The 24,062-nt window shown below is 42.5% G+C and carries 21 protein-coding genes; 6 read left to right on the top strand and 15 right to left on the bottom strand.

Annotation, left to right across the window (positions count from 1 at the left end):
* Positions 1–10 precede the first annotated feature (10 nt).
* Genes acnD through CXF72_RS07325 form a run of 3 tightly spaced genes read left to right on the top strand, consistent with a single transcriptional unit; the run spans position 11 to position 5,734 of the window.
* Positions 11–2,617 (top strand): Fe/S-dependent 2-methylisocitrate dehydratase AcnD, encoded by a 2,607-nt coding sequence (acnD, locus tag CXF72_RS07335; protein WP_101038178.1) that lies wholly within the window; start codon positions 11–13, stop codon positions 2,615–2,617.
* 2 nt (positions 2,618–2,619) lie between these two features.
* Positions 2,620–3,813, top strand: coding sequence for a 2-methylaconitate cis-trans isomerase PrpF (gene prpF / locus CXF72_RS07330; protein ID WP_101038176.1), 1,194 nt, complete (start codon positions 2,620–2,622; stop codon positions 3,811–3,813).
* A 34-nt stretch (positions 3,814–3,847) separates the two neighbouring features.
* Positions 3,848–5,734 carry a propionyl-CoA synthetase gene (locus tag CXF72_RS07325; RefSeq protein WP_101038174.1) on the top strand — a complete coding sequence of 629 codons (1,887 nt, stop codon included), beginning with the start codon at positions 3,848–3,850 and terminating at the stop codon, positions 5,732–5,734.
* A gap of 52 nt (positions 5,735–5,786) precedes the next feature.
* Here the strand turns inward: CXF72_RS07325 and CXF72_RS07320 are convergent, their stop codons facing one another.
* Both CXF72_RS07320 and CXF72_RS07315 read right to left on the bottom strand, forming a co-directional pair.
* Complete coding sequence (locus CXF72_RS07320) at positions 5,787–6,479, bottom strand: response regulator (RefSeq protein WP_101038172.1); 693 nt, start codon at positions 6,477–6,479, stop codon at positions 5,787–5,789.
* Entirely contained in the window at positions 6,469–8,112 is a 1,644-nt protein-coding gene (locus CXF72_RS07315) for an ATP-binding protein (protein ID WP_232784907.1), read from the bottom strand. Before CXF72_RS07315 ends, CXF72_RS07320 begins: the two co-directional genes overlap by 11 nt.
* Before the next feature lie 279 nt (positions 8,113–8,391).
* On the opposite strand from CXF72_RS07315, the gene CXF72_RS07310 reads away from it, so the two are divergent.
* Together CXF72_RS07310 and CXF72_RS07305 are read left to right on the top strand one after the other, a co-directional pair.
* Positions 8,392–9,495 (top strand): phosphoribosylaminoimidazolesuccinocarboxamide synthase, encoded by a 1,104-nt coding sequence (locus tag CXF72_RS07310; protein ID WP_101038170.1) that lies wholly within the window; start codon positions 8,392–8,394, stop codon positions 9,493–9,495.
* A 455-nt stretch (positions 9,496–9,950) separates the two neighbouring features.
* Complete coding sequence (locus tag CXF72_RS07305; protein ID WP_101038168.1) at positions 9,951–10,124, top strand: DUF2897 family protein; 174 nt, start codon at positions 9,951–9,953, stop codon at positions 10,122–10,124.
* Positions 10,125–10,164: 40 nt separating this feature from the next.
* On the opposite strand, the gene bamC is transcribed toward CXF72_RS07305, so the two are convergent.
* Together bamC and dapA are read right to left on the bottom strand one after the other, a co-directional pair.
* Positions 10,165–11,289 (bottom strand): outer membrane protein assembly factor BamC, encoded by a 1,125-nt coding sequence (gene bamC / locus CXF72_RS07300; protein WP_101038166.1) that lies wholly within the window; start codon positions 11,287–11,289, stop codon positions 10,165–10,167.
* Positions 11,286–12,167: a 4-hydroxy-tetrahydrodipicolinate synthase gene (gene dapA, locus CXF72_RS07295; RefSeq protein ID WP_101038164.1), complete on the bottom strand. Its 882-nt coding sequence runs from the start codon at positions 12,165–12,167 to the stop codon at positions 11,286–11,288. The genes bamC and dapA overlap by 4 nt, the downstream gene beginning before the upstream one ends.
* A 175-nt stretch (positions 12,168–12,342) precedes the next feature.
* On the opposite strand from dapA, the gene CXF72_RS07290 reads away from it, so the two are divergent.
* Positions 12,343–13,194 carry a thioredoxin family protein gene (locus CXF72_RS07290; RefSeq protein ID WP_101038162.1) on the top strand — a complete coding sequence of 284 codons (852 nt, stop codon included), beginning with the start codon at positions 12,343–12,345 and terminating at the stop codon, positions 13,192–13,194.
* Between the two features lie 125 nt (positions 13,195–13,319).
* On the opposite strand, the gene CXF72_RS07285 is transcribed toward CXF72_RS07290, so the two are convergent.
* The 11 genes from CXF72_RS07285 to CXF72_RS07235 all read right to left on the bottom strand — a co-directional run bounded on the left by CXF72_RS07285 (position 13,320) and on the right by CXF72_RS07235 (position 23,811).
* Positions 13,320–13,511 (bottom strand): CPXCG motif-containing cysteine-rich protein, encoded by a 192-nt coding sequence (locus tag CXF72_RS07285; protein WP_101038160.1) that lies wholly within the window; start codon positions 13,509–13,511, stop codon positions 13,320–13,322.
* Between the two features lie 63 nt (positions 13,512–13,574).
* Positions 13,575–14,039, bottom strand: coding sequence for a tetratricopeptide repeat protein (locus tag CXF72_RS07280; RefSeq protein ID WP_101038158.1), 465 nt, complete (start codon positions 14,037–14,039; stop codon positions 13,575–13,577).
* Between the two features lie 218 nt (positions 14,040–14,257).
* A complete protein-coding gene (locus CXF72_RS07275) occupies positions 14,258–16,696 on the bottom strand; it encodes a DNA polymerase II (protein WP_101038156.1) in 2,439 nt (812 codons plus the stop codon).
* A gap of 398 nt (positions 16,697–17,094) precedes the next feature.
* Complete coding sequence (locus tag CXF72_RS07270) at positions 17,095–17,574, bottom strand: FKBP-type peptidyl-prolyl cis-trans isomerase (protein WP_101038154.1); 480 nt, start codon at positions 17,572–17,574, stop codon at positions 17,095–17,097.
* A gap of 63 nt (positions 17,575–17,637) precedes the next feature.
* A complete protein-coding gene (locus CXF72_RS07265) occupies positions 17,638–18,186 on the bottom strand; it encodes a hypothetical protein (RefSeq protein WP_101038152.1) in 549 nt (182 codons plus the stop codon).
* Positions 18,187–18,199: 13 nt separating this feature from the next.
* Positions 18,200–19,066: a DUF7281 domain-containing protein gene (locus tag CXF72_RS07260; protein ID WP_101038150.1), complete on the bottom strand. Its 867-nt coding sequence runs from the start codon at positions 19,064–19,066 to the stop codon at positions 18,200–18,202.
* Between the two features lie 205 nt (positions 19,067–19,271).
* Positions 19,272–20,306, bottom strand: a complete 1,035-nt coding sequence (gene tdh, locus CXF72_RS07255; RefSeq protein ID WP_101038148.1) for an L-threonine 3-dehydrogenase — start codon at positions 20,304–20,306, stop codon at positions 19,272–19,274.
* A gap of 12 nt (positions 20,307–20,318) precedes the next feature.
* Positions 20,319–21,512, bottom strand: coding sequence for a glycine C-acetyltransferase (locus CXF72_RS07250; RefSeq protein WP_101038146.1), 1,194 nt, complete (start codon positions 21,510–21,512; stop codon positions 20,319–20,321).
* 199 nt (positions 21,513–21,711) lie between these two features.
* On the bottom strand, positions 21,712–22,218 hold the full coding sequence (locus CXF72_RS07245; RefSeq protein ID WP_101038144.1) for a DUF3087 domain-containing protein: 507 nt from the start codon (positions 22,216–22,218) through the stop codon (positions 21,712–21,714).
* Between the two features lie 149 nt (positions 22,219–22,367).
* The gene (locus CXF72_RS07240; RefSeq protein WP_101038142.1) at positions 22,368–23,198 is read right to left on the bottom strand and encodes a hypothetical protein; all 831 of its coding nucleotides are present in this window, start codon (positions 23,196–23,198) and stop codon (positions 22,368–22,370) included.
* Positions 23,199–23,319: 121 nt separating this feature from the next.
* Positions 23,320–23,811, bottom strand: coding sequence for a L,D-transpeptidase family protein (locus CXF72_RS07235; protein WP_232784906.1), 492 nt, complete (start codon positions 23,809–23,811; stop codon positions 23,320–23,322).
* Positions 23,812–24,062: the final 251 nt, after the last annotated feature.

Below are 24,062 nucleotides of genomic sequence, written 5' to 3'. Positions count from 1 at the left end.
GGAATAAATTATGAATGATAATTACCGTAAACCCTTACCGGGTACAAGCTTAGACTATTTTGATACACGTGAAGCTGTTAACAGTATCAAAAAAGGCGCCTATGAAAAATTACCTTATACGTCGCGCGTCTTCGCTGAAAATTTAGTGCGCCGCTGTGCGCCGGATAAATTAGTCGATTCACTGAATCAACTTATTGAGCGCAAACAGGATTTAGATTTTCCCTGGTATCCTGCCCGTGTTGTTTGTCATGATATTTTAGGGCAAACCGCGTTAGTTGATTTAGCCGGATTACGCGATGCTATCGCATTAAAAGGCGGCGATCCCGCGAAAGTTAATCCCGTTGTCCCCACTCAACTGATTGTGGATCACTCTCTGGCCGTTGAACATGCGGGCTTTGAAAAAGACGCCTTTGAGTTAAATCGAGAGATTGAAGACCGACGTAATGATGATCGCTTTCATTTCATTAATTGGACTAAAACGGCCTTTGAAAATGTTGAAGTGATCCCGCCCGGCAACGGCATTATGCATCAAATCAATCTCGAAAAAATGTCCCCGGTTATTCAGAGTCGCGAGGGTGTTGCCTTTCCTGATACCTTAGTCGGGACAGACAGCCATACTCCACATGTTGATGCATTAGGCGTATTAGCCCTGGGTGTCGGCGGCTTAGAAGCCGAGAGTGTGATGTTAGGACGCGCTTCCTATATGCGTATGCCGGACATTGTTGGGGTGCATCTTTTTGGCAAACGCCAGGAAGGTATTACCGCAACCGATATTGTATTGGCCATTACCGAATTTTTACGTAATCAAAAAGTGGTCTCCTGTTACCTGGAATTCTATGGTGAAGGCGCCGCCAATTTAACCCTGGGCGATCGCGCTACTATCTCCAATATGACCCCGGAATTTGGTGCCTCGGCGGGCATGTTTTATATCGATAAAAATACCATTGAGTACTTAACATTAACCGGTCGTGATGAAAAACAAGTTGAATTAGTTGAAAACTATGCAAAACAAACCGGTCTGTGGGCTGATGATTTAGTCAATGCTGAATATGAACGGGTGATCGAGTTTGATCTGTCTGCTGTTGGACGTAATATTGCCGGGCCATCAAACCCGCACCGACGCGTTGCAACCGCCGATCTTGCCGCAAAAGGCATCTCGGGCGTAGTCGAAAATGAAACCGGCAAAATGCCCGATGGCGCCTGTATTATTGCCGCCATCACCAGCTGCACTAATACCTCTAACCCGCGTAATGTCATTGCAGCGGCTTTAGTTGCAAGAAATGCCAATAAGCTGGGTTTAACCCGTAAACCTTGGGTTAAAACATCCCTCGCCCCCGGCTCAAAAACCGTTCAGCTGTACCTTGAAGAAGCTAATTTATTAACTGAACTGGAACAGCTTGGTTTTGGTATTGTCGGCTTTGCCTGTACGACTTGTAACGGCATGAGCGGTGCCTTAGATCCTAAAATTCAGAAAGAAGTCGTTGAGCGCGATCTTTATGCCACCGCGGTACTCTCGGGTAACCGTAACTTTGACGGTCGTATTCACCCCTACGCTAAACAAGCTTTTATTGCATCACCCCCGTTAGTTGTGGCTTATGCCATTGCGGGGACTATCCGTTTTGATATTGAAAATGATGCCCTAGGCATTGATCCCGAGGGCAATAACATCACCCTTAAAGATATTTGGCCAAGCGATGCTGAAATTGATGAAATCATTACCAGCTGCGTAAAACCGGCTCAATTCAAAGCGGTTTATGAGCCGATGTTTGACATTAAAGTCGATTACGACGAAGAACTTGAGAAAACCAGCCCGGTTTATGATTGGCGCCCGCAAAGCACTTATATTCGTCGCCCTCCCTATTGGTCAGGTGCATTAGCTGGCGAACGCACCTTGAAAAATATGCGTCCCTTAGCAGTACTTGGCGACAATATTACAACGGATCATTTATCCCCGTCGAATGCCATTATGTTAGACAGTGCGGCAGGTGCATACCTGGATAAAATGGGCTTGCCGGAAGTGGACTTTAATTCCTATGCAACCCATAGAGGTGATCACTTAACGGCACAACGGGCGACCTTTGCCAACCCGAAGCTGTTTAATGAAATGGTCAAAAAAGATGGCCAGATTGAGCAAGGCTCACTTGCCCGCGTTGAGCCCGAAGGCAATGTTATGCGCATGTGGGAAGCGATTGAAATTTACATGGAACGTAAACAGCCGTTAATCATTGTCGCAGGTGCCGATTACGGTCAGGGATCATCACGTGACTGGGCAGCAAAAGGCGTTCGACTCGCCGGAGTTGAAGTCATTGTCGCTGAAGGTTTTGAACGTATCCACCGTACTAACCTGGTGGGAATGGGAATTCTGCCGGTTGAATTTATTAACGCAGAAAATCGCCATACCTATGCCATTGACGGCACAGAAACCTTTGATGTGATTGGTTTGCCGACACCGGGTGCCAAGCTCACCTTAGTCATCAATCGCCAAAATGGTGAACGTCTTAATGTGAAGGTCAAATGCCGATTGGATACCGAAGAAGAAGTCTCAATTTATGACGCGGGCGGCATTTTGCAGCGCTTTGCGCAGGATTTTATCGAGTCATCAAAGGAAGAGGTTTAAACATGACGGATAAAACAGCTAACTATCGCCCGCAATTAAGGATCCCCGCCACTTATATGCGCGGAGGAACCAGTAAAGGCGTTTTTTTTAATTGTCAGGATTTGCCTTCGGCGGCCCAAGTTGCAGGGCAAGCACGTGATGATCTACTGCTGCGGGTTATCGGCAGCCCGGATCCCTACGGTAAACAAACCGATGGCATGGGCGGCGCGACCTCCAGTACCAGCAAGACGGTTATTCTATCAAAGAGTGACGAAAATGATCACGACGTGAATTATCTCTTTGGTCAGGTTGCGATTGATAAAGCCTTTATAGACTGGAGCGGTAATTGCGGAAATTTATCGGCAGCCGTTGGCGCATTTGCTATCAATGCCGGTTTAGTCGATAAAAGCCGCATTCCCGATAATGGAACGGCTGTAGTACGTATATGGCAGGAAAATATCAGTAAAACTATTATCGCCCATATTCCTATTCACAATGGAGGGGTACAGGAAACGGGTGACTTTGAGCTTGATGGTGTCACTTTCCCTGCCGCTGAAATTAAAGTCGAATTTATCGACCCTTCCGATGCTGAAAATAGGATGTTCCCCACGGGTAATATTGTTGATCAGTTAGACGTACCGGGGTTTGGTCAATTTAAAGCGACAATGATCAATGCCGGTATTGCCACTGTTTTTTTGAATGCGCAGGACTTGGGTTATCAGGGCACCGAACTGCAGGAAGCGATTAATTCGAATCCGAAGGCGCTTGAGATGTTTGAGACCATACGCGCTTTTGCTGCGCTAAAAATGGGACTGATAGAGCATATTGATCAAGCTGCCACGCGCCAACATACGCCTAAAATTGCTTTTGTCAGCAAGGCACAGGATTATATTGCCTCAAGCGGGAAAAGTATTGATAAAGCGCAAATAGACTTAAACGTTCGCGCCTTGTCTATGGGTAAACTTCACCATGCAATGATGGGCACTGCGGCAGTCGCTATAGCCGCAGCGGCCGCGATACCTGGTACCTTAGTTAATTTGGCTGCCGGGGGTGGCGAGCGCCAATCTGTTACCTTCGGGCATCCTTCGGGTCTATTAAAGGTCGGCGCCAAAGCCAGCCTGAAAGACGGGCAATGGTCTGTCGATAAGGCCGTCATGAGCCGCAGCGCACGCATTTTAATGGAAGGCTGGGTACGTATTCCGGCAACCACCCTATAGACCAATTTTACAGGCATTAATAAAAGGAAATATGATGATTTCTGCATATCAAAATGAATTTAATCGCGCTAAGAATGATCCTCTGACTTTTTGGCAGGAACAAGCCAAAGCCATAGAGTGGTTTAAATTTCCGGACAAAATATTAAGCAAAGACGAAAACGGCATTGATAGCTGGTTTGCTGACGGGCAGATGAATACCGCCTATCTGGCGCTTGATTACCATGTTCTAAACGGCCGCGGTGATCAAACCGCACTGATTTATGACTCTCCCGTCTCCGGTCAAAAACAGCAGTATACCTACAAAGAATTAACCGATCATGTTGCCCGCACGGCCGGCATGCTGGCGAATCTCGGCGTAGTAAAGGGCGACAGAGTCATTATTTATATGCCGATGATTGCAGAATCCGTGATGGCGATGCTCGCGTGTGCCCGTTTAGGCGCGGTTCACTCCGTCGTATTCGGCGGCTTTGCACCGAATGAACTGGTGATCAGAATCGAAGATGCTGAGCCTAAAGTCATTATGACCGCCTCCTGCGGGATAGAAGTCAAAAAGATAATTCCGTATATGCCGTTGATCAATAAAGCTATCACCGATAGCCGCTTTAAACCGCAAAATGTGGTGGTATTGCAACGCGACGAATGCCCCGCTGAACTGACCGAGGACCGTGATATTAACTGGGCTGCGCAGGTCGCAAACTCCAGCCCCCATGATTGTGTTCCGGTCAGCGGCCGTGATCCGCTGTATATACTCTATACCTCGGGTACAACGGGAAAACCTAAGGGTGTGGTCCGTGAAAACGGCGGTCATGCCGTGGCCATGAAATACAGCATGTCGACCATTTACGATGCTAAACCGGGTGATGTTTATTGGGCTGCATCGGATGTCGGCTGGGTTGTGGGCCATTCATACATCGTTTACGCGCCGTTAATTCATGGTTGCACCACTATTCTCTATGAAGGGAAACCGGTGAGAACACCTGATCCGGGCGCTTTTTGGCGGGTCTGTGAAGAATACAAGGTTAATATTTTATTTTCAGCTCCGACCGCATTTCGAGCAATTAAAAAAGAAGATCCGGAAGGCGAATTAATCAAACAGTATAAAATGCCCGCTTTACGTACTATTTTTATGGCCGGAGAACGTTTAGATCCCCCTACTCTGGAATGGGTACAGTCCAAGACTCACCTTCCAGTGGTGGATCACTGGTGGCAGACTGAAACGGGCTGGGCAATTTCAGGCAATCCTCTGGGTTTAGAGAATTTCCCGGTGAAACCAGGATCGTCGACTAAACCGACCCCGGGTTTTCAGGTAGATATTTTGGATGAGGCAGGCCAGCCTTTACCGCCTAACACTCAGGGTTACATTGTGATTAAATGTCCACTCCCACCGGGTTGTTTAACGACGGTTTGGCGCCAACATGATCGTTTTCAATCCGGATATTTAACCCAGTTTCCGGGTTATTATGTCTCGGGAGATGGCGGTTATATAGATGAAGACGGTTATCTGTTTGTCATGGGCCGGATTGATGATGTCATTAATGTCGCCGGACACCGATTATCCACGGGTGAGATGGAAGAGGTGCTGGGCGGCCATCCCGATGTAGCCGAGTGTGCCGTTATCGGTGCGCATGATGATTTAAAAGGACAAATGCCAATCGGCTTTGTGGTATTAAAAGATGGTCATTATTCGGTTGACGGTAATGTTGAAAAGGAGCTGTTACAAAAAATACGTGACGACATTGGCGCTGTTGCCAGCCTTAAGCGGGTGCTTGTAGTAAATCGTTTGCCTAAAACACGATCCGGTAAAGTTTTGCGCAGAACCATTAAACAAGTTGCCGACGGAGAGCAATATACTATGCCCTCTACTATTGATGATCCGAGCAGCATCACGGAAATAGAGGACGCCCTGCAACCCGAGCGATAACAACCGCAACCCGCTAAACGCAGCGAAATAAAATTGCGCTTAGCGGGCATTCTCAGCCACGGGTTTTTTTATAAGTCCTTTCAGGTCTGCCAACCGTACCGTAGTGTAAATCCGCCTGTAATTCACCGGAGCTAATAAGGTGCTCCAGATACCTTCTTGCCGTAGTGCGACTTGCACCGATAAGCTCTCCCGATTTATCGGCGGTTATCTGGGTATGATGATCAAACAACACTCGCACTTTATCGAGCGTCATTCTATCGATACCTTTGGGCAGTCGCCCTCCCTGAGTGGTGCCGTTGGAGGCATTGAAAATCATAGAATCCACCACACTCTGATCTAAATCATCTATACTGCCAAACTTGTTTTTTTGTTTTAAATATTTATGCAGCGCTTCCTGCAGGCGCGAAAAGACCACGGGTTTAAGCAGATAATCAACCACGCCCCCGCGCATAGCCTGCTGCAATGTTTCAACTTCTCTGTCCGCGGTAATTAAAATCACATCGCAGGCATGGGCATACTGGCGAATATACCTTAAAATATCCAGTCCATTGCCATCGGGAAGATAGAGATCCAGTAAAACCAAATCCGGGGATAAAACATCTAATAATGTTTCCGCCTCACTTTTACTCGCGGCAATGCCGATCGCATCAAACCCCTCTATTTTCATCAAATTACGACGATGAATTTCGGCTATACCCAAATCATCTTCAATGATTAACACTTTAACATTTCGATCATTTAACATTTACCCGCCCTTTTGTTGGGATTTTTGGTATATAAGCGGTCATCCGTGTCCCCTTTTTGTCTTGGTCTTCCATAATTAATTGACCTTTATATTGAGTAATAATTTGATTGGCCAAATAAAGCCCCACTCCACGATGCTTACCTATCTTACTCGACACCCCTTTTTTTATCAGGGCTCGACGCTTGAATTGTTCCGGTAAACCACAACCATTATCTTCAACCTCGATAATAATTTCCGGCCCGAAATCAGTGATACTGATCGACACTTTTTTATCTTCGTTATGCAACGACCGGGCAGAAAGACAGGCATCAAAGGCATTATCAATAAAATTACCTAAAATGGTGACCAGATCTTCAGGACGCATAGGTTCAGACAGTTGCAGCAACCGCGAACCGTCGTCGATATCGAGCACTAAGCCTAATTCTCTGGCTCTTTCGCTTTTACCCAATAACACCCCGGCAATAATCGGCTCGAGAATCGCTTCACGCAAAAATTGAATAAGGTGCTGGTAACGCTCGCTTTCCTGTCCGATTAAACGTAATACTTCAGCCGTTTTACCCAGTTGAATCAAGCCACTAATAGTATTGAGCTTATTTCTATGTTCATGGGTTTGTGAGCGTAATAAATCCGCATATTCGCGAATTTGAGAGAGTTGTTTAGTCAGTTCGGTAATTTCATTTTTAAGCCGAAAACTCGATACGGCGCCGACCACTTCCCCCTCAACGATAATCAACTGCCGATTTGCAATAATCGCCTGACCATTAAGAATAGCATCGACATCATTTTCGGCATGATGGGTTAACAAAACCTCGGTTAAATCACTGTCAGGTAATACTTTTTTAATATGTTGATGCAGTACCTGCTCAGTTTTAAGATTTAATATCTGACAGGCACTCTGGTTAATAGAGGTGATATGACTGTTTTTATCGATGCTGATAATACCTTCTTTGATGGTACTTAAGGTTACCTGCAGTTCCATATAAAGCCGTCCAAACTCCTCCGGTTCAAATCCCAAAATAGCATGCTGAAAACGCCGCGCGGTTAAATTAGAAATAACGGCATTGGCAAGCACGACCAGCAATGCCATGGTTATCAAAAAGAACAGGAAAGGATAAACTTTATCATCAATAGTACTGACCAAATAGCCGACCGAGACCACCCCGATGATATTGCCGGCGGGATCATAAACAGGCGTTTTCCCGCGGACCGAATTACCTAAGGAGCCTTTTGCATAAGAAACATAGGAGAGTCCCTCTATCAACGCATCATCATTATCACCTCCCTGCATCTTATGACCAATTCGCTCGGCAACCGGATGTGAATAGCGAATACCGTTTATATCACCAACCACAATAAATGCCGCATTGATTGAATGGCGCATCTTCTCAATATCATGCTGGATTAAGTCAATGTTTTCATTCTGCAGCGCATCAAGCACCATTGGGGTAGTCGCTAAAAATTTTGCGATGCCTAACGCGGTATTACCGCTATCCTGTGCCTCCCAATCTTTTAAATACATAAAACCGGCAACAGATAAAATTAAAAGTTGAATTAAGCCGGAAAAAGTCATGATAACCAATAAGCGCCGTCTGAAACTGAGCTTATTACATTTAGAAAGCTTATTATCTGTCATAGTTAAGTATCATTCTTATTTAGTCTAATTATTCAATATAGTTATTTAGTCTGCTTATTTTAATTTTATCGAAGGGTTCAAAACCTAAAACACTAACAGTAAACGATAATCATTACTCAGCACGGCTTCAAAAAATAGATTTTAAGATAAATTTATTTGTATTATTAACTGTTATTTTTGAAATGCACCGCTAAATCTATTCTGCTATTATGACCCATCTAATCTATTCCGAGACAAGGCACACTTGTTTCATTCAAATTTATATATAGGAAGTTGTTTATGAATCTTGCCGATAAAGTATTAGCGGTTAATAATGATCTACCCATTCGCTCCGCACAACCTGTGCACAGTGGTAAAGTACGCTCGGTTTATTGGTTAACAGAATCCGATAGCCGCCGTTTAATCGCAGAAAAGGGTTATGATGTTGCTGCCGATGCGCCGCTGGCTATTATGGTGATCAGTGATCGTATCTCGGCTTTTGATTGCATTTGGCACGCGGAAGGTGGCATGAATGGCGTACCGGGCAAAGGGGCTGCCCTTAATGCTATTTCTAACCATTGGTTCAAACTGTTCAAGGAGCAGGGGTTAGCGGACAGTCATATTCTAGATATCCCCCATCCGTTAGTCTGGATAGTACAAAAAGCCCGACCAGTAATGATTGAAGCGATTTGCCGTCAATATATTACCGGTTCAATGTGGCGCGCTTACGAAAAGGGCGAACGTGAATTCTGTGGTATTCAAATCGCAGAAGGATTAAATAAAGATCAGAAATTACCCGAATTACTGACCACCCCTTCCACCAAAGGTATTCTTGAGGGCATTCCTGGCGTAGCAGCGGTGGATGATGTCAATATTACCCGTCAAAATATAGAAGATAACTTTGCGGCTTTTAACTTTACTAAAGCACAAGATATTGCCCTTTATGAGAAATTATTAAAAGAAGGCTTTAATGTTATAAGCCATGAATTAGAAAAAATCGGTCAGATTTTCGTCGATACTAAATTCGAATTTGGTTATGTGAATGATAAGGCGGGTAATGAGAAACTAATCTATATGGATGAAGTGGGTACACCTGATTCATCACGGATTTGGGATGCGGCAGAATACCAAAAAGGTAAAATTGTAGAAAACTCTAAAGAAGATTTTCGTCAGTTATTATTAAATCACTTCCCTGATCCTGATATTCTGTTAAACAAAGATCGTATGGTCGAGAGAAGTGCACTCGCTGAAAATAATGCCCTTCCGGCGGAAGTATTAATGAAAATATCTGCAACCTATACCGGCATTGCTGAAAAAATCATTGGTCATAAAATAGTACTCTCGAATAACCCTAAAGCTGAAATCATTGAGATTCTTGATCAGCAGTATGGTTTAATTGATTAGAAATATTGTAGAATAATGCACAGTAGCAGGGATTTTCCCTGCTTTTTTATGCTTAGCGCTTAATAGTCGCCTTTTTTAAAAAGTGCAACATAGGCACTTCTTAAATATGAATGGAATTGGTATAAAAACAGATCCATTAATATGCGTATTGCTATAATCAATAAAGCGACTGGTTTTATACCCGTGATACTTCAAGATGCAAAGTCAGCAAGGCAAATTGTGCCGAGATGCTAGGCATAAAATTGAAGGTTAGTTATTCTACAGAGAGATTTTATAACAACGCAGATTGGTACAATTCGCCTTGCCCTACGGGGCGCGAGCTCGAAAACCAGCGCTGCGTTGCACCCATCGCAAAGGGAATAACCATTACCTCATGTTGCGTCTTGCTCTGATCGAAGAGCTTGCGCCTGACAAAGCATCTTGAAGTAACATGGGTATATATTAAGGACATTATTATGAACGGCTGGGCAGTAGCATTAATTATCATCTTTATTTTAGGCATCATAATCGCCAACTTATTGCTCTTAAAACAAACGGCTAATATGAAAGTACCTGAGGCTGTGTTGCGCGCAATAAAAGAAAGAGAAGAAAAAGCATTACAGGAAGAGGAAAAACCAAAAGACAAATAATCTAATGGCTTTTTCTGTTTATTTTATTACCGGAAGGCAATTATAACGCTTTACTTTGGTTTTCATTTAACAATAAAACATCGCGTATTTTCGAGGTGATACTGAAATAAATTTCTGTTACTTTTTCATCTGCTAAAGGTTTTTTATCAGCATTCAACCAAGTTATCGAAGTACTGCCACTGTCCAATTCACCCAACTGAATAAAGTATTCTGCATTATCAAGCTTAAATGGATTGAGGTTGTTTTCCGGCCAGTATTTAGCATTAGGCGCTTTAAATTTAACCAAGTAATAACCCAGATTCTTATCTGCATCAACCTGTTCAAATCTTAGCAATGCCAACAAATCAGGTAATTTAGTCCAACTAACAAGAAAATCAGCATCCACAATCCAAGCCATTTGATTGTTATCATCATAACCCAATTTTATGGGCAGTGGTTGCGAACTGGCGACTTGTAACTCACTGGTTGCTTTTAATTGATAAGCATATTTTAACAGATCATTCACCAGACGCAGTTCAATACTTTTTTTACTTCTTGCAGTCAAATTAACTTTTAGATTCGCATTGTCATTTTTTTCAGAATAACTTAACGCTTCAACGGTCAAAGCTGCATTGCCTTCCCCTTTTGGCTGAGTCAAAGTAAAGCGGTAACTGGATTCCCTTAATACTTCCTTACTGAAGAAAAAACTGCCATAGGCCTGTTGCTGGCGAAAAATCCCTGTTTCGATCTGTGCAAGGCGACTGTCTTTTGCAGCAACTTCAATATTATTTTCGGCTATATATGACTCAAGCAGTTCCCAAACCTTGTCTTTCATATTTTCAGTGTGATCGAATGCATTAAATAATATCGTTGTTTTATCGCTATTATTTGTCTCAAGCACTACCCCGTCAATCACAGGGATTAACTGAGTTGGAGGACGAATATCAACATTTGACGATAAAAAACCAATACGTTTCTGCTGCTCAGTTAACACCGGAATATCATAAAGATCTCTTGCTTCATTCTGAGTAAAACGGGCCGTTTGGTAGTTTTCACCCAAGGGCGTTTGAACGTAATCAAAATCCCCATTGGCTTGTGTTCTGGCATCAAAACGAGCACAAGCACTTAACGATAAAGCAACAATAACGGCTGTTGTTACCCGGCCTGACTTATAGAGTTTGATCATGAAATTAGTTTAGCTTCAATTAAGGCGTTACGGACAATCGGCTGATATTTTTTATCTAAAATCATTAATGGTAAACGACAGTCAGCGAAGGGTATTAATCCCATTTCTGCACAGGCCCACTTCACCGGAATTGGATTAGATTCAATAAATAAATATTTATGCACGGGCGCTAACTGATTATCTACTTTTTTAGCTAAATCAGCCTGGCCGTTTAATGCATATTCACACATTTTAGCCATTTCAACCGGCGCGATATTAGTGGTTACAGAAATAACACCATGTCCGCCCTGAAGAAGAAAATCACAACCGGTGCCATCATCACCACTGTATAAAGCAAAATCATCATCAACTAAGGCTTTAATTTCCGCAAGACGATTTAAATCACCCGTGGCTTCTTTGATACCGATGATATTTTTTATTTTAGAAAGACGCGCAACCGTTTCCGGCAACATATCAACAGATGTTCGACCCGGGACATTGTATAATATTTGCGGTAAATCACAGGACTCAGCAATCGCTTTAAAGTGTTGAAACAGCCCCTCTTGAGTCGGTTTGTTGTAATAAGGAGTGACGTTAAGACCCGCTATAATGCCGCTATCGGCAAAACGTTTACTTAACAAAATAGCTTCTGAGGTTGAATTTGCACCATTGCCCGCAATAATTGGAATGCGTCCATTAGCAAACTCCAGCGTTTTGATCACAACTTTTGCGTGGGTATCAACATCTAATGTTGCCGATTCCCCCGAGGTGCCAACAGCTACGATAGCAGCGGTTCCAGATTTTATATGAAATTCTACAAGTTGTTTTAGAGTAAGGAAATCAATTTCACCGGTTTTATCCATGGGTGTCACGAGTGCGACTATACTGCCTGTTAACATCTTAAAGCTCCTCTTTATTAGTTCATCAATGTTACTTTTGCATGCACTTAAAAACAAGCAATAAAGCGGATAGATTCGACTTCTTAAAGCAAAAATAAGAGATTGGTGCTTGCGTTCCTCTTTTTAAACGATAATCTAGCCTGAAAATGAATAGCAGCTAACTTTTGAGGATAAAATGCATACTAATAATCATGATATTACCGTCTCTACTTTCCCATCAATTATTATCGAAGGTTCAAAAACAAACCCTGTATTAGTGGTTTTCTGGTCCCCGCAAAGCGAACCTTGTAATACTTTACTACCTTTACTGGACAAATTACATGCTGAAAATGAACAGGCATTTACGCTGGCACGCATAAATTGCGATCAAGAAGAGCAGATAGTAAACCACTTTGGCGTGCAAAGTGTTCCCAGTGTCTTTATGTTCGTCGACGGGCAAGGGGTAGATGGCTTTGCCGGAGAGCAAAGTGAAGAGTTTATACGTACTTTTATCAGCAAGCATACTCCCGACCCAAGTCAGGTTTTACTGCATGAGGGACAAACATTATTCGCACAAGGGAAATTAGCAGAAGCAAAAGAAAAGATTATTGAAGCTACCAGAATGGCGCCTGAGAATAACGATATCAAATTAGCGTTAGCGCAGACTTACCTTGCAATGGACCAACATGAGGATGCCAAACCTATTTTGAATATTATTCCGATGGCCAATCAAAACATGATCTACCATAGTTTAATCTCACAATTAGAATTAGCGCAGCAATCATCACAAACGCCTGAAATAACTGCGTTAGAAAAACAACTTGAAACTGCACAGGATAAAATGGCCATTGAATATCAACTCGCCATTCAATACAACCATGCTAATCGTAATAAAGAAGCATTAGCGTTATTATACAACCTGTTAGTTAAAAATTTAGACTACGATAACGGATCGCCCAAAAAGGCCATGATAGACATTCTCGCTACCATAGATGATTCAGCTTTAGTCAGCGAATATCGCCGTAAATTGTATAGCTTGCTGCATTAAAGAAAAGACACTTGGATTGCCTTCGGCATACGACTAACAAGATGCAACATGCTTTTTATTTTCGCATGTTGCAGGGCCACCTTACTGCTACTGAATGCCGGCAATAGTCCCACCAGCAAAATTATCTATTCATTTTCATGTGAGACATTAAGCAATACTTGCCCTTCATTATCTATACTGACATCCACACCGATTGGGCAGCAGCAGACCTCGCAGTCCTCTATATAACTTTGTTGTTCAACAGAACAGTCGACCACAAGTTCAATTACTTCACCACAATAGGGGCAGTGCACTTTCTGGGAATCAAGTTCATTCATAGTATTTTCGCTTAATATTTATTGCTTGGTAGTAGTCGCTTAGTCGCATGACTATGTTATCAATTAGGCAGTGCGCATTAACAAAATTTTTTTCACTTTACGGGCATTATGATAACCGTTAGATGCAGATAAATTGACCCAGACAGTCGCTACTTTAATATTTTGAATGACTCCTTCACCAATCAAGTAGATCAAACCCAATTTAAATTGTGCTTTCGAATCACCCTGCTGTGCCGCTTTTAAATACCAGTTTGCGGCGGATTTATAATTCTGAGTCAGCCCGGTTCCGCTGTAGTACATTTCAGCCAGTTTAAATTGTGCTTTCGAATCACCCTGCTGAGCTGCTTTTTGATACCAGTTTGCGGCGGATTTATAATTCTGAGTCAGCCCGGTTCCGCTGTAATACATTTCACCGAGTTGGTACTGCGAATCGACGTCACCTTGCGCCGCTTTCTGCAAAGTAGATGCATTGGCAAAAAAAGAAGATGAGATCAACAGGCAGATAAATATATAGAGATATTTTTTCATGATTGAGTTTTCCCTTAATTTTTTAAAGATATGTGGTTTCTTATAGGACAAACCAGTTTGAATGCAAAAAATTGTTTGTTGAGTCACTGTGTACAAATAATATACAACATAAGGACTAAAACAAGCGTGTCATTCGAACGAGACCTTCTTCTTATGTTAAAAAATCCGTTAACCTCGCTGAAATGCGGCATCATTTTATTAATAGCGGTTTAATGGGATTAAAATAAACGCATTTGATTTGAGATCATTTCATCAAAGTTTTTGCCAAGCAGCGGTAGAATAGCTTCTGCTATTGGTTTCAGCTGCTTGTCTATATAGTGCTGATAATCAATCCCGGATTGCAGATAATCGGCAGGCTCGGGTCCATTGACAGTGATCAGATAAGCAATCCGCCCTGAACGCTGGTATTGCAGTGGACGGCCTAAACTTGCGTTAATCTTATCGGCTAAACGTGCAGCACGTACCTGCGGAGGCACATTTTTAAGATACGCATTCAAAGGACGACCCAGACGCTTGTGATAAATTAACTGCTGATCCAGCTGCCCCTTATTTAAAAGCGCGATCGTCTCGCTTATCAAACTGTCTATCGGCTCCTTGGCAAACACTTTAGCATACAACTTTTTCTGAAAATCCTGAGCCAGTTCGGTCCAATCGGAGCGCACCGTCTCTAACCCCTTAAATAACATCAACTCACCATCAGTGGTTACTTTCAATCCGGCATAACGTTTTTTAGAGCCGGTCTCGGAGCCCCGTAATGTCGGCATAAAAAATTTCCTGAAACAGGTTTCAAATTCAATTTCCAGAAAACAATCTAATTGGTATTCAAGGCGCAGTTTATCGGACCAATATTGATTAATGCGTTTTTCAAGTACCTTTCCCCGCGCTTGTGCGTCAATGGCATTGGTGCAGTGCTGTAACCAAACAAAGGTTGAATCGGTATCCCCGTAGACCACCTGATCTCCCTGTCGTTCAATAAAATCGCGGGTTTCCTGCATAATTTGATGGCCGCGCAGGGTAATAGAACTGGCCAGGCGCGTATCGTGAAAACGGCAGCCCGCTGATCCCAGCACCCCGTACATACTGTTCATAATTATTTTAATCGCATGCTGAAAGGGCTGATTATTCTCTCTTTTAGCTGACTCCCTTGCCGCCGTCAGCTTAGTGATAATATCCGGCAAATGATGTTTATGGCGGCTAAACCTTGCCCCTCTAAAACCGGGAATAGAATCAGTTTCCTTAAGTCCTTCAATCATGCCCATCGGATCAATCTTAAAGGTACGAATAATGGAGGGGTATAATGATTTAAAATCCAGCACTAAGACCCAATCATAAAGACCCGGTGTGGAATCCATGACAAACCCACCGGGTGAATGTTGGGCTTCAATATCACCAATATTAGGTGCGATGTAACCGCTACGATGTAATAACGGCAGATACAGATTAGTAAAAGCGGCAACCGATGCGCCCCTGCGATCCAGTGCCAAACCGGTTAATTGAGCACGTTGTATCGTATATTCCGTTAACTGCGCTTTGGCAAATAGTCGTTCAACAAGCAAACAGTCCTGCAGATTATAACGCGCCAGTGAGACAGGCTCCTGCTCAAATTGGCGTTTTATCTCCAGCCCCTTATTATGGGTATAGTGATGCGTATTGGTAATCAGTTTTCCTGTCGATAAGAGTGCTTGACTAACAAATTCCAGACTAAAACTTTCAAACATCCAGCCCGCATTTTTAAATTGATCAATGCCATCCAAAACCACTCTGCCATTTAAAATAACCGTGCCTTGATCAGGATCGCTACTGTGTGATAACCAGCGTAATGCCGAACCATCTCGCCCGAGTCTTAAGGGCATATTATGTGCTTCAGCGCGTTTGGCTAGCAGGCGAAGATCAAAACGGGCAACGGCCCAGCCAATGACCGCATCCGGATCGTTTAATTGAAACCAGGCTTCTAATGCACACAATAAGGCATGTTCATTTGCAAGCCATTGAATGTTTATATCATCACCGTGCTGACATTCCCCTATCATCAATACAGTTGCGCAGCGCTCGGTGTGCAACTTAGCAGCACTATTATCGGTTGAGCCATTATCGGTTGATCCGTTGCCATAGCTAAGTCCAACGGAATAAAGTTCCCCCAAAGGGCTGCATTCAATATCCAATGAAACCTGTTTAAGCTTAGGTGTTAACGTGGCAGGTGAAAGTTTTTCGGCCTGGCAGTGCCAGTAACTCCCCTGCCAATGGAACTTACCCTGCACAGAGACAGTCCCATAGATAAAACGTTCCATCAGATAACGGTCACATACTCTGATATCGGCTTCGAAAATAGCAATGGACGCAGCCGTTAAAATATCCTGAAGCTTTCTGAAAATTTTATTTTCCAGGCAATAAACAGCGCTAACGGATAGTCCGTTAAAAGAGGTCAAAGAGAGAGGCCGAATTTCATCGGGGGTCAAATGGGCTGCTGACCACAGAGCCTGCGCCCTAACAAGCTCCCGCTGGTGAATAAGAAGTACATAACGTTGTGCAGGTAGAATAACTTTGCAGGGCCCTTGATTGCTTGCAAGCCACAACTCCAACGCCACACCTTGCGGCGTTTCATATTGCCGGCGTGTGAGGATTAACCCTGTAATTTGATGGCGCACTGTTCCTGACATAAAATTAACTTAGCTCAAAATAATTGGTAAAGTATCTTCAATAACCGAAATTGCACATTTTCTGCCCGGCGAGGGAAAGCTGAGCAGGTGAAATTAATCTGTTTATCATATTATAAAGGAAGGATAAAAACGATTTAGGGTAAGCATAAAGGCGCAACTGCGCCTTTTTGTGTAAGCCATTTAAACGGCGAGTATTAGTGTCAATATCCGCCTTTAGTATGTCCCCTAGGCTAGATATGCAGCCCCTTTTTAAAAGTGAGGATTAGTGTCCACATCCGCCTTTAGTATGTCCCCTAGGCTAGATATGCAGCCCCTTTTTAAAAGTAAGGATTAGTGCCCACATCCGCCTTTAGTATGTTCCCTAGGCTAGATATGCAGCCCCTTTTTAAAAGTAAGAATTAGTGTCCACATCCGCCTTTAGTATGTACATGGCCATGAGTGACTTCTTCCGCTGTCGCCTCGCGCAGCGTAACGACTTCAATAGCAAAGGTTAAGGTTTTTCCTGCAAGGGGATGATTTAAATCACAATCTGCATTAAAGCGCCCCACTTTTACTATGGTCACCTGCTCACGCCCCTGATTTGATTCAACAACCGCTGTCATACCCGGTTTCCAGACTTTTGCCCCCTGCAGGTGTTTAATAGGAATGCGTTGTAAAGCACCTTCTCTACGTTGACCGTAACTTTGCTCAGGCGTTAATGTCACCTCTAATTTGTCGCCGACTGTTTTACCAACGAGGGCATTTTCCAGTGTTTCAAATAACCCCTTAAAACCATGTAAATAAATTAACGGCTTACCGTCATAACTGTTTTCAAGTTGTTTTTCTGCATCTCTTAATGTGTAATGGAATTCAACGACTGAATTTTTGTTAATTAACATACTAGACTCTCATTTATAAAAATAACGGTGAATGTAAAGGTCGCGAAGCGGTCTGCCATACCGTTAATGTTCATGGCAATTATCGTGGTCGTGGTCGTGGCAATGAGCATGCTCATCCTCTTCTTCTAACGCTGAAAAAGCATCTAAAATCTGACTACTGGGTGAGTAATCATCCTCTTTTCCTGCAATATAGCCTATATGTTCCCAGGTCAGCATAAAAGAAAAATACAAACGCAGTTTTCTTTTTTGTTTGATATTAGTTGTGGTAAATATTTGACTGCCTTTATAACCCTGGAGGTTTTCAATGATATTGATAAATCGAAGCCAATGTGCACTGTTTTGTGAGGTGCATTTAGATTCAATGGCCGCTTCAATTAAGTGGTTAAAGGCTAATAAAGCATTCCAAAATTTGTTATCGGTTTCGCTGTTTTTTAATTGCTTTGCCGACAAGATTAAAAAACGTAATGAGTGCTTATGTTGACCTTCTATCTTTAGATAACAGGTCAATTGCTGCTCTAAAAAAACAGCACTTTTTGCGAAAAAAACCGGTTCGTTTAAGTTTACATTGGCACTGCAAAGTTCTTTTACAAAACCGTCAAAGGCTTGGTTCATTTTATTTTCCTTTTTATAACGTGTAAAGCCCAAGCGGAATTTGATGGGCGAGCATATGTTCTTGTTTGAGTGTTTTACGATTGTGCTGCATTAGCTCAAAAGCCGTTTGGCATTTATCGGGTAGATTTTTAACATTTTTCAGATATTGAACGGCAGCATTCTGTTTAAACCACTCTTTTTCAACATCCTTAGCCACTGAAAATTCAATTACCGCACTGTCCTTAGGGGTTAACCAATAGGCGGCAGTACAGGTCAGCGCAATTTGAATGCCGGCCGGATCTAAATCACTGAAGCAGATTAATTGGTGTTGATCATTATTAAAACGTTTAAAGAACCCATAAGCCGTCCCCGTTTGTTGTTTTTCCTGGCTATCACCACGGTAAAGCCATAAGGGATTGTCCAATTGTTTCGGCAAATTCAGTGCCGCCAGATTAGCCATTATTTCTAAATTTTCAACCAACACAATTTGCTTATGCTGTATAGATTTAATCTCCTCCGCTTTAACGTATAAGCCTAATGATGTAAGAGGCATCGCGGGGTAAACTTGCCCGTTAAATTGAAAACTTTCCAGACTATTAATAAGCACAAAATCTCGACCAACGGCATAACTATTGTCTTTTTCATTACGCTTGTGTCTGGCATTCTCCTGCCGAGATTTTGCTTGATACTCCTGCGACAGCACATCCAATGCTAAGTGTCTTTTTATATCCTGAATAAGAGAGATACGTTGATCATAGCTAAAATGCAAATAAGCTCGGTCAATCTCACCAAATCCGTATTCAAGGTGCAGAGTACGAGCAGAAGGGCTTAATTTAACCGCTCCTCCCTGATCGTGTTTCTGTAGCAGGCGTTTACAATAATCAAAAACTTGTTTATTCATAGTTGGTTATTCATCACTTTCCACAATAGGAAACAGCGCTAATCAGCTAATACCCAATCCACTAAATAGACTACCTAGCAGTGGATTGGGTATCATTTAAATAACTAACTGACGTTACGCAGCACATTATTATGAATCCATAAGTTACTATTTTTAGACATTGCAGTAAGCCCTATTCTATCTGGGGACTGCATAACATCAGTAGCTAAATGGTCCAATCAAGAATGACTTTACCCGATTTACCGGAACGCATCATATCAAAGCCCTCCTGGAATTTATCCACGGGAAAAGTATGGGTTATGATGGGATCCAAATCTAAACCGGATTGTATTAAACTGGCCATTTTATACCAGGTTTCAAACATCTCCCGGCCATAAATACCTTTAATAACCAACCCTTTAAAAATAACCATATTCCAGTCAATGGACATATCAGAAGGCGGAATACCTAACAGTGCAATCTTACCGCCATGACTCATATTTTTAAGCATACTATTAAAGGCGACGGGCGCGCCGGACATCTCGAGTCCAACATCAAAACCTTCCGTCATGCCCAGTTGTGCTATCACGTCTTCAAGTTTTTGCTGAGCGACATTAACCGCACGGGTCACGCCCATTTGTCTGGCCAGATCTAATCGGTATTCATTAATATCCGTGATCACCACATAACGCGCACCGGCATGTTTGGCAACGGCTGCCGCCATAATACCAATCGGGCCGGCACCGGTAATAAGCACATCTTCACCAACCACATCAAAGGATAAAGCGCTGTGCACGGCATTACCAAAGGGGTCAAAGATTGCGGCTAAATCATCACTGATACCCGCCGGTATTTTAAAGGCATTAAAAGCAGGAATAACCAAATACTCTGCAAATGCACCCGTGCGATTCACCCCAACACCAATAGTATTACGACAAAGATGCGTACGCCCTGCCCGGCAGTTACGGCAATAACCGCAGGTAATATGGCCTTCGCCCGATACTCGGTCACCCTCTGTAAAGCCGCGAACCTCCTGACCCATTCCAACCACTTCGCCGACATATTCATGGCCGACAACCATCGGGACAGGAATCGTATTTTGTGACCATTCATCCCAGTTATAAATATGAATGTCGGTGCCACAGATGGCTGTTTTATGGATTTTAATCAGCAGATCATTATGCCCGGGCTCAGGTTTATCGACGTGAGTCATCCAAATACCCACTTCTGGTTTTAATTTTGCTAGCGCTTTTATTTTCATTTTGCTCTCCAATTAAATTAAGCCCATCTCTTTACCGACTTCAATAAAGACATCAATCGCATAATCAAGCTGCTCAATCGTATGTGCGGCAGACATTTGCGTGCGGATACGTGCCTGATCTTTGGGTACAACAGGAAATGAGAAAGCCACCACATAAACTTTTTTCGCCAGGGCTCTTTCCGCAAACTCTGCGGCTATTTTGGCATCCCCTAACATGATCGGAATAATAGCATGGTCACTGCCGCCCATGGTAAATCCCGCGTCGGTCATGCGACCACGAAAGTGCGCAGCGTTTTCCCAAAGTTGCGCACGCAGCGCATCACTTTTAGCCAGTAAATCGAGCGCCTCAATGGAAGCCGTAACAATGGCAGGGGCAAGAGAATTTGAAAAAAGATAAGGACGCGAGCGCTGACGTAACCAATCAATCACTTCTTTTTTAGCCGCTGTATAACCGCCGGAAGCGCCACCCATAGCCTTACCCAAGGTGCCGGTAATGATATCAATACGGCCCATCACATTATGATATTCATGGGTACCACGACCATGGGCCCCCATAAAACCAACGGCATGGGAATCATCAACCATCACCAGTGCATCATATTTATCGGCCAAGTCGCAAATAGCAGGTAAATTTGCGACCACCCCATCCATTGAAAAAACGCCATCGGTAACAATCAATTTATGCCGCGCGCCTGCGCTATCTGCGGCAATTAACTGCTCTTCTAATTCAGCCATATCATTGTTTGCATAACGGAAGCGTTTCGCTTTACATAAACGCACACCATCTATGATCGAGGCATGATTTAACGCATCTGAAATAATGGCATCATTGGCGTCTAAAATAGTTTCAAATAAACCGGTATTGGCATCAAAGCAGGAAGTATAAAGAATCGTATCTTCCATGCCTAAAAATGCAGAGAGCTTAGCTTCCAGGGCTTTATGCTTGTCTTGGGTGCCGCAAATAAAACGTACCGAGGCCATGCCAAAACCTTGTTGATCCAGCCCTTTTTTAGCTGCTGTAATCAAATCAGGATGGTTTGCTAAACCAAGATAGTTATTGGCACAAAAATTAAGCACCTGCTCACCACTTGCTATTGAGACTAAGGCTTGTTGAGCTGATGTAATGATTCGCTCTGATTTATAAAGGCCATCATTTTTGACTTGTTCGATTTGCTGATTGATTTGTCGGTAGAATTTATTAGACATGACACACCACAATATTGGTTTAGCAGAAAATGATTTGACTATTTTATATTAAAATTGAGAATATGGGGGATAAATCATTGTAAATAAAAACATTATAAATTTATTCACAACATTTTTTCACATGATTGTTTATTATACAACCTCCCTAATAGCCACCAGCAAAGAAATACCCTGACAACTATTAAGAAAACGGCTGGTATTACAAGGTTTTTAACAGATCACTGTGGTAGTTTTTAGCATCCAGCAGAAAATCATACTTAATGGCCAATTGATCCAGCTCTTTTTGACTATGCTCTAAACTTTCTAAGGTCAGGACATTATCGTCTAATAACCATAACTGACGCGAGCCATCATAACTAAACTGCAGTGCGTTCATCGCATTTTGGTCACCCTGGTTTGCTGCCATCTTCAATTTTCTCATCGCGCGGGTTATTTTATTCAAGGACTGCTTTAAGTCCCAAACATAAGCCACTTCGGTCATGAAATCATGCTCTTTAAATTTCAATAATAGAGAGGCTAATAATAAGCAAGCCACGATTACCCCCAGCAAATTCCAATGAAAATGAGAACCCGATGGATCTGGAAATAACAAAATCAGCAGTTGTGCAACGCCTAAACTGGCTATTACCAGAATTGCAATACAGGCAGCTATTACAATATTTAAATGGCGACGATATCGTTGTTTATTGATTAACACTAGCTGCATAAAAATCTCATTATTGTCGAAATGGCTGCAGTGTAAAAGCTAAGCAACATATTACCAAGCAATAAATACTTAAAACAGATCTGCTGTAAATGGGAAATGAAATAACCGGCCTGTCAGCAGCAAGGCTATTGGGCGGAAAAATACAAATATTAATAATAAGATGCTACATTGGTATCAAATTTAATAGTGAATAAACCATCTTGAATCTGTTCATCTAAAACGGTAAATAATTGTTCAGGTAGGTGTTTATTCGCCCCGGAATGCAATTTTTTTGCACCGGTAAGGTCAGCTATTTTTTTCAACATCCAATATCTTGTTTGAATGCCTTGCCCATCCACCGAAAGGGTCCCTTTTCCGGTTGCCTCATCAAAAGAAAAAGTTTCATTACTTGGAATATACTCGGAAAGAAGCTGTTCAGCATTTTTTATTGTTCCAAATTCTCTAATAATACTCTCTAACAGATGAATTCTTGAAGAAAAGTTTTTTGGAAATCGTGCGACTCTATTTACGCCAAGAAATAAATCATGAATTATCCAGGAACCATCCCCCTTACTCACCGCCAAATATCGATAACCGTACTTTGTTGAATAATTCAGAGAAGAATCGACTTGACCAACCTTAACACTGTCAAACATATTTGATTTTTCGATAGCCTTTTTTACGGCTTTAAAATCTTGTTTATACAGGGTTAAAAAATAATTCCGTAGTGCCGGATCCGGATCTCCCGTTACAAAAGGAGGCTGTGTTAAAAGCGAGTCCGATGGCACATTAATGAAGATTGAACCGCCAAAATATTGACTGCTTTTTACTGCCTCGATTTGTTCCTTATACATTATTTTTTGATAACCGAGTGCACCGTCCATAGTGGAAAAATTTTTACCGGAAATATTATAACTGGTGCAACCAAAAAGCAGCGAACCGGATAAAATAACCAGCATATAAACTTTAATGTTATAAAATAGGTACTTCTTAAAATCCATTCTTCCCTCTCTGATAGCGGTTAACCTGATCCTTATTTTAGGACACAAAATCAACTATGACTCAATCGAATTAGTTTAAGCTGTGAGCCACCGTTATATTCATTTTTAGTGTTACATTTTATTAGGGTCGAATGTTGATTGGCGTGCCGTCTTTTACCAAGGCCCAAAATTGTTCTATTTCCTGGTTGGTAATAGCAATACAACCATCGGTCCAATCGCGACCTCTAAATTTAGACGGATGAGGTTTGCTGTTATTTGGCTGTCCATGTATAAAGATTTCTCCTCCGGGGCTGACACCATTATCGGCAGCTGACTGCAGATCTATTTCACTGGGATAATTAATATGCAGAGACAAATAAAAGCGACTTTCAGGATTTCTATAATCAATCACATACCTGCCCTCTGGCGTTCTTTTATCGCCTTCCTCGCCCTTATGACCTAGCGGACGATAACCCAGAGAGATAGGGTACTCCCGATAGACGACCCCCTGCTTAATCAAATACATTTTCCGCTTAGATTTTTCAACCACGACCTGATCGGCGAAAGGAAGAAGCGTATTAGCAGCAGTGATTAACGGCAGCATTAGTAATAATATAATAAATAAATTTTTCATTATCCCCATATAAAATAACCCAGACAACAACCTACGATGAAGTGAGCGATTTTTCTCTTACTATTGTGTGAATTAAAAATAAAACAGAATATCAAATATCCAGTCTTGTCGAGCCTTCGAGCTTCGAGCTTTCGAGCCTTCGAGCTTTCGAGCTTTCGAGCTTTCGAGCTTCGAGCTTTCGAGCTTTCGAGCTTTCGAGCTTTCGAGCTTTCGAGCTTTCGAGCTTTCGAGCTTTCGAGCTGCGAGCTGCG

Source organism: Psychromonas sp. MB-3u-54 (assembly GCF_002836415.1).
Taxonomy (GTDB): Bacteria; Pseudomonadota; Gammaproteobacteria; order Enterobacterales; family Psychromonadaceae; genus Psychromonas.
Note: the sequence above shows the minus strand (reverse complement) of the source record. Positions and strands in the feature narration are given on the sequence as shown.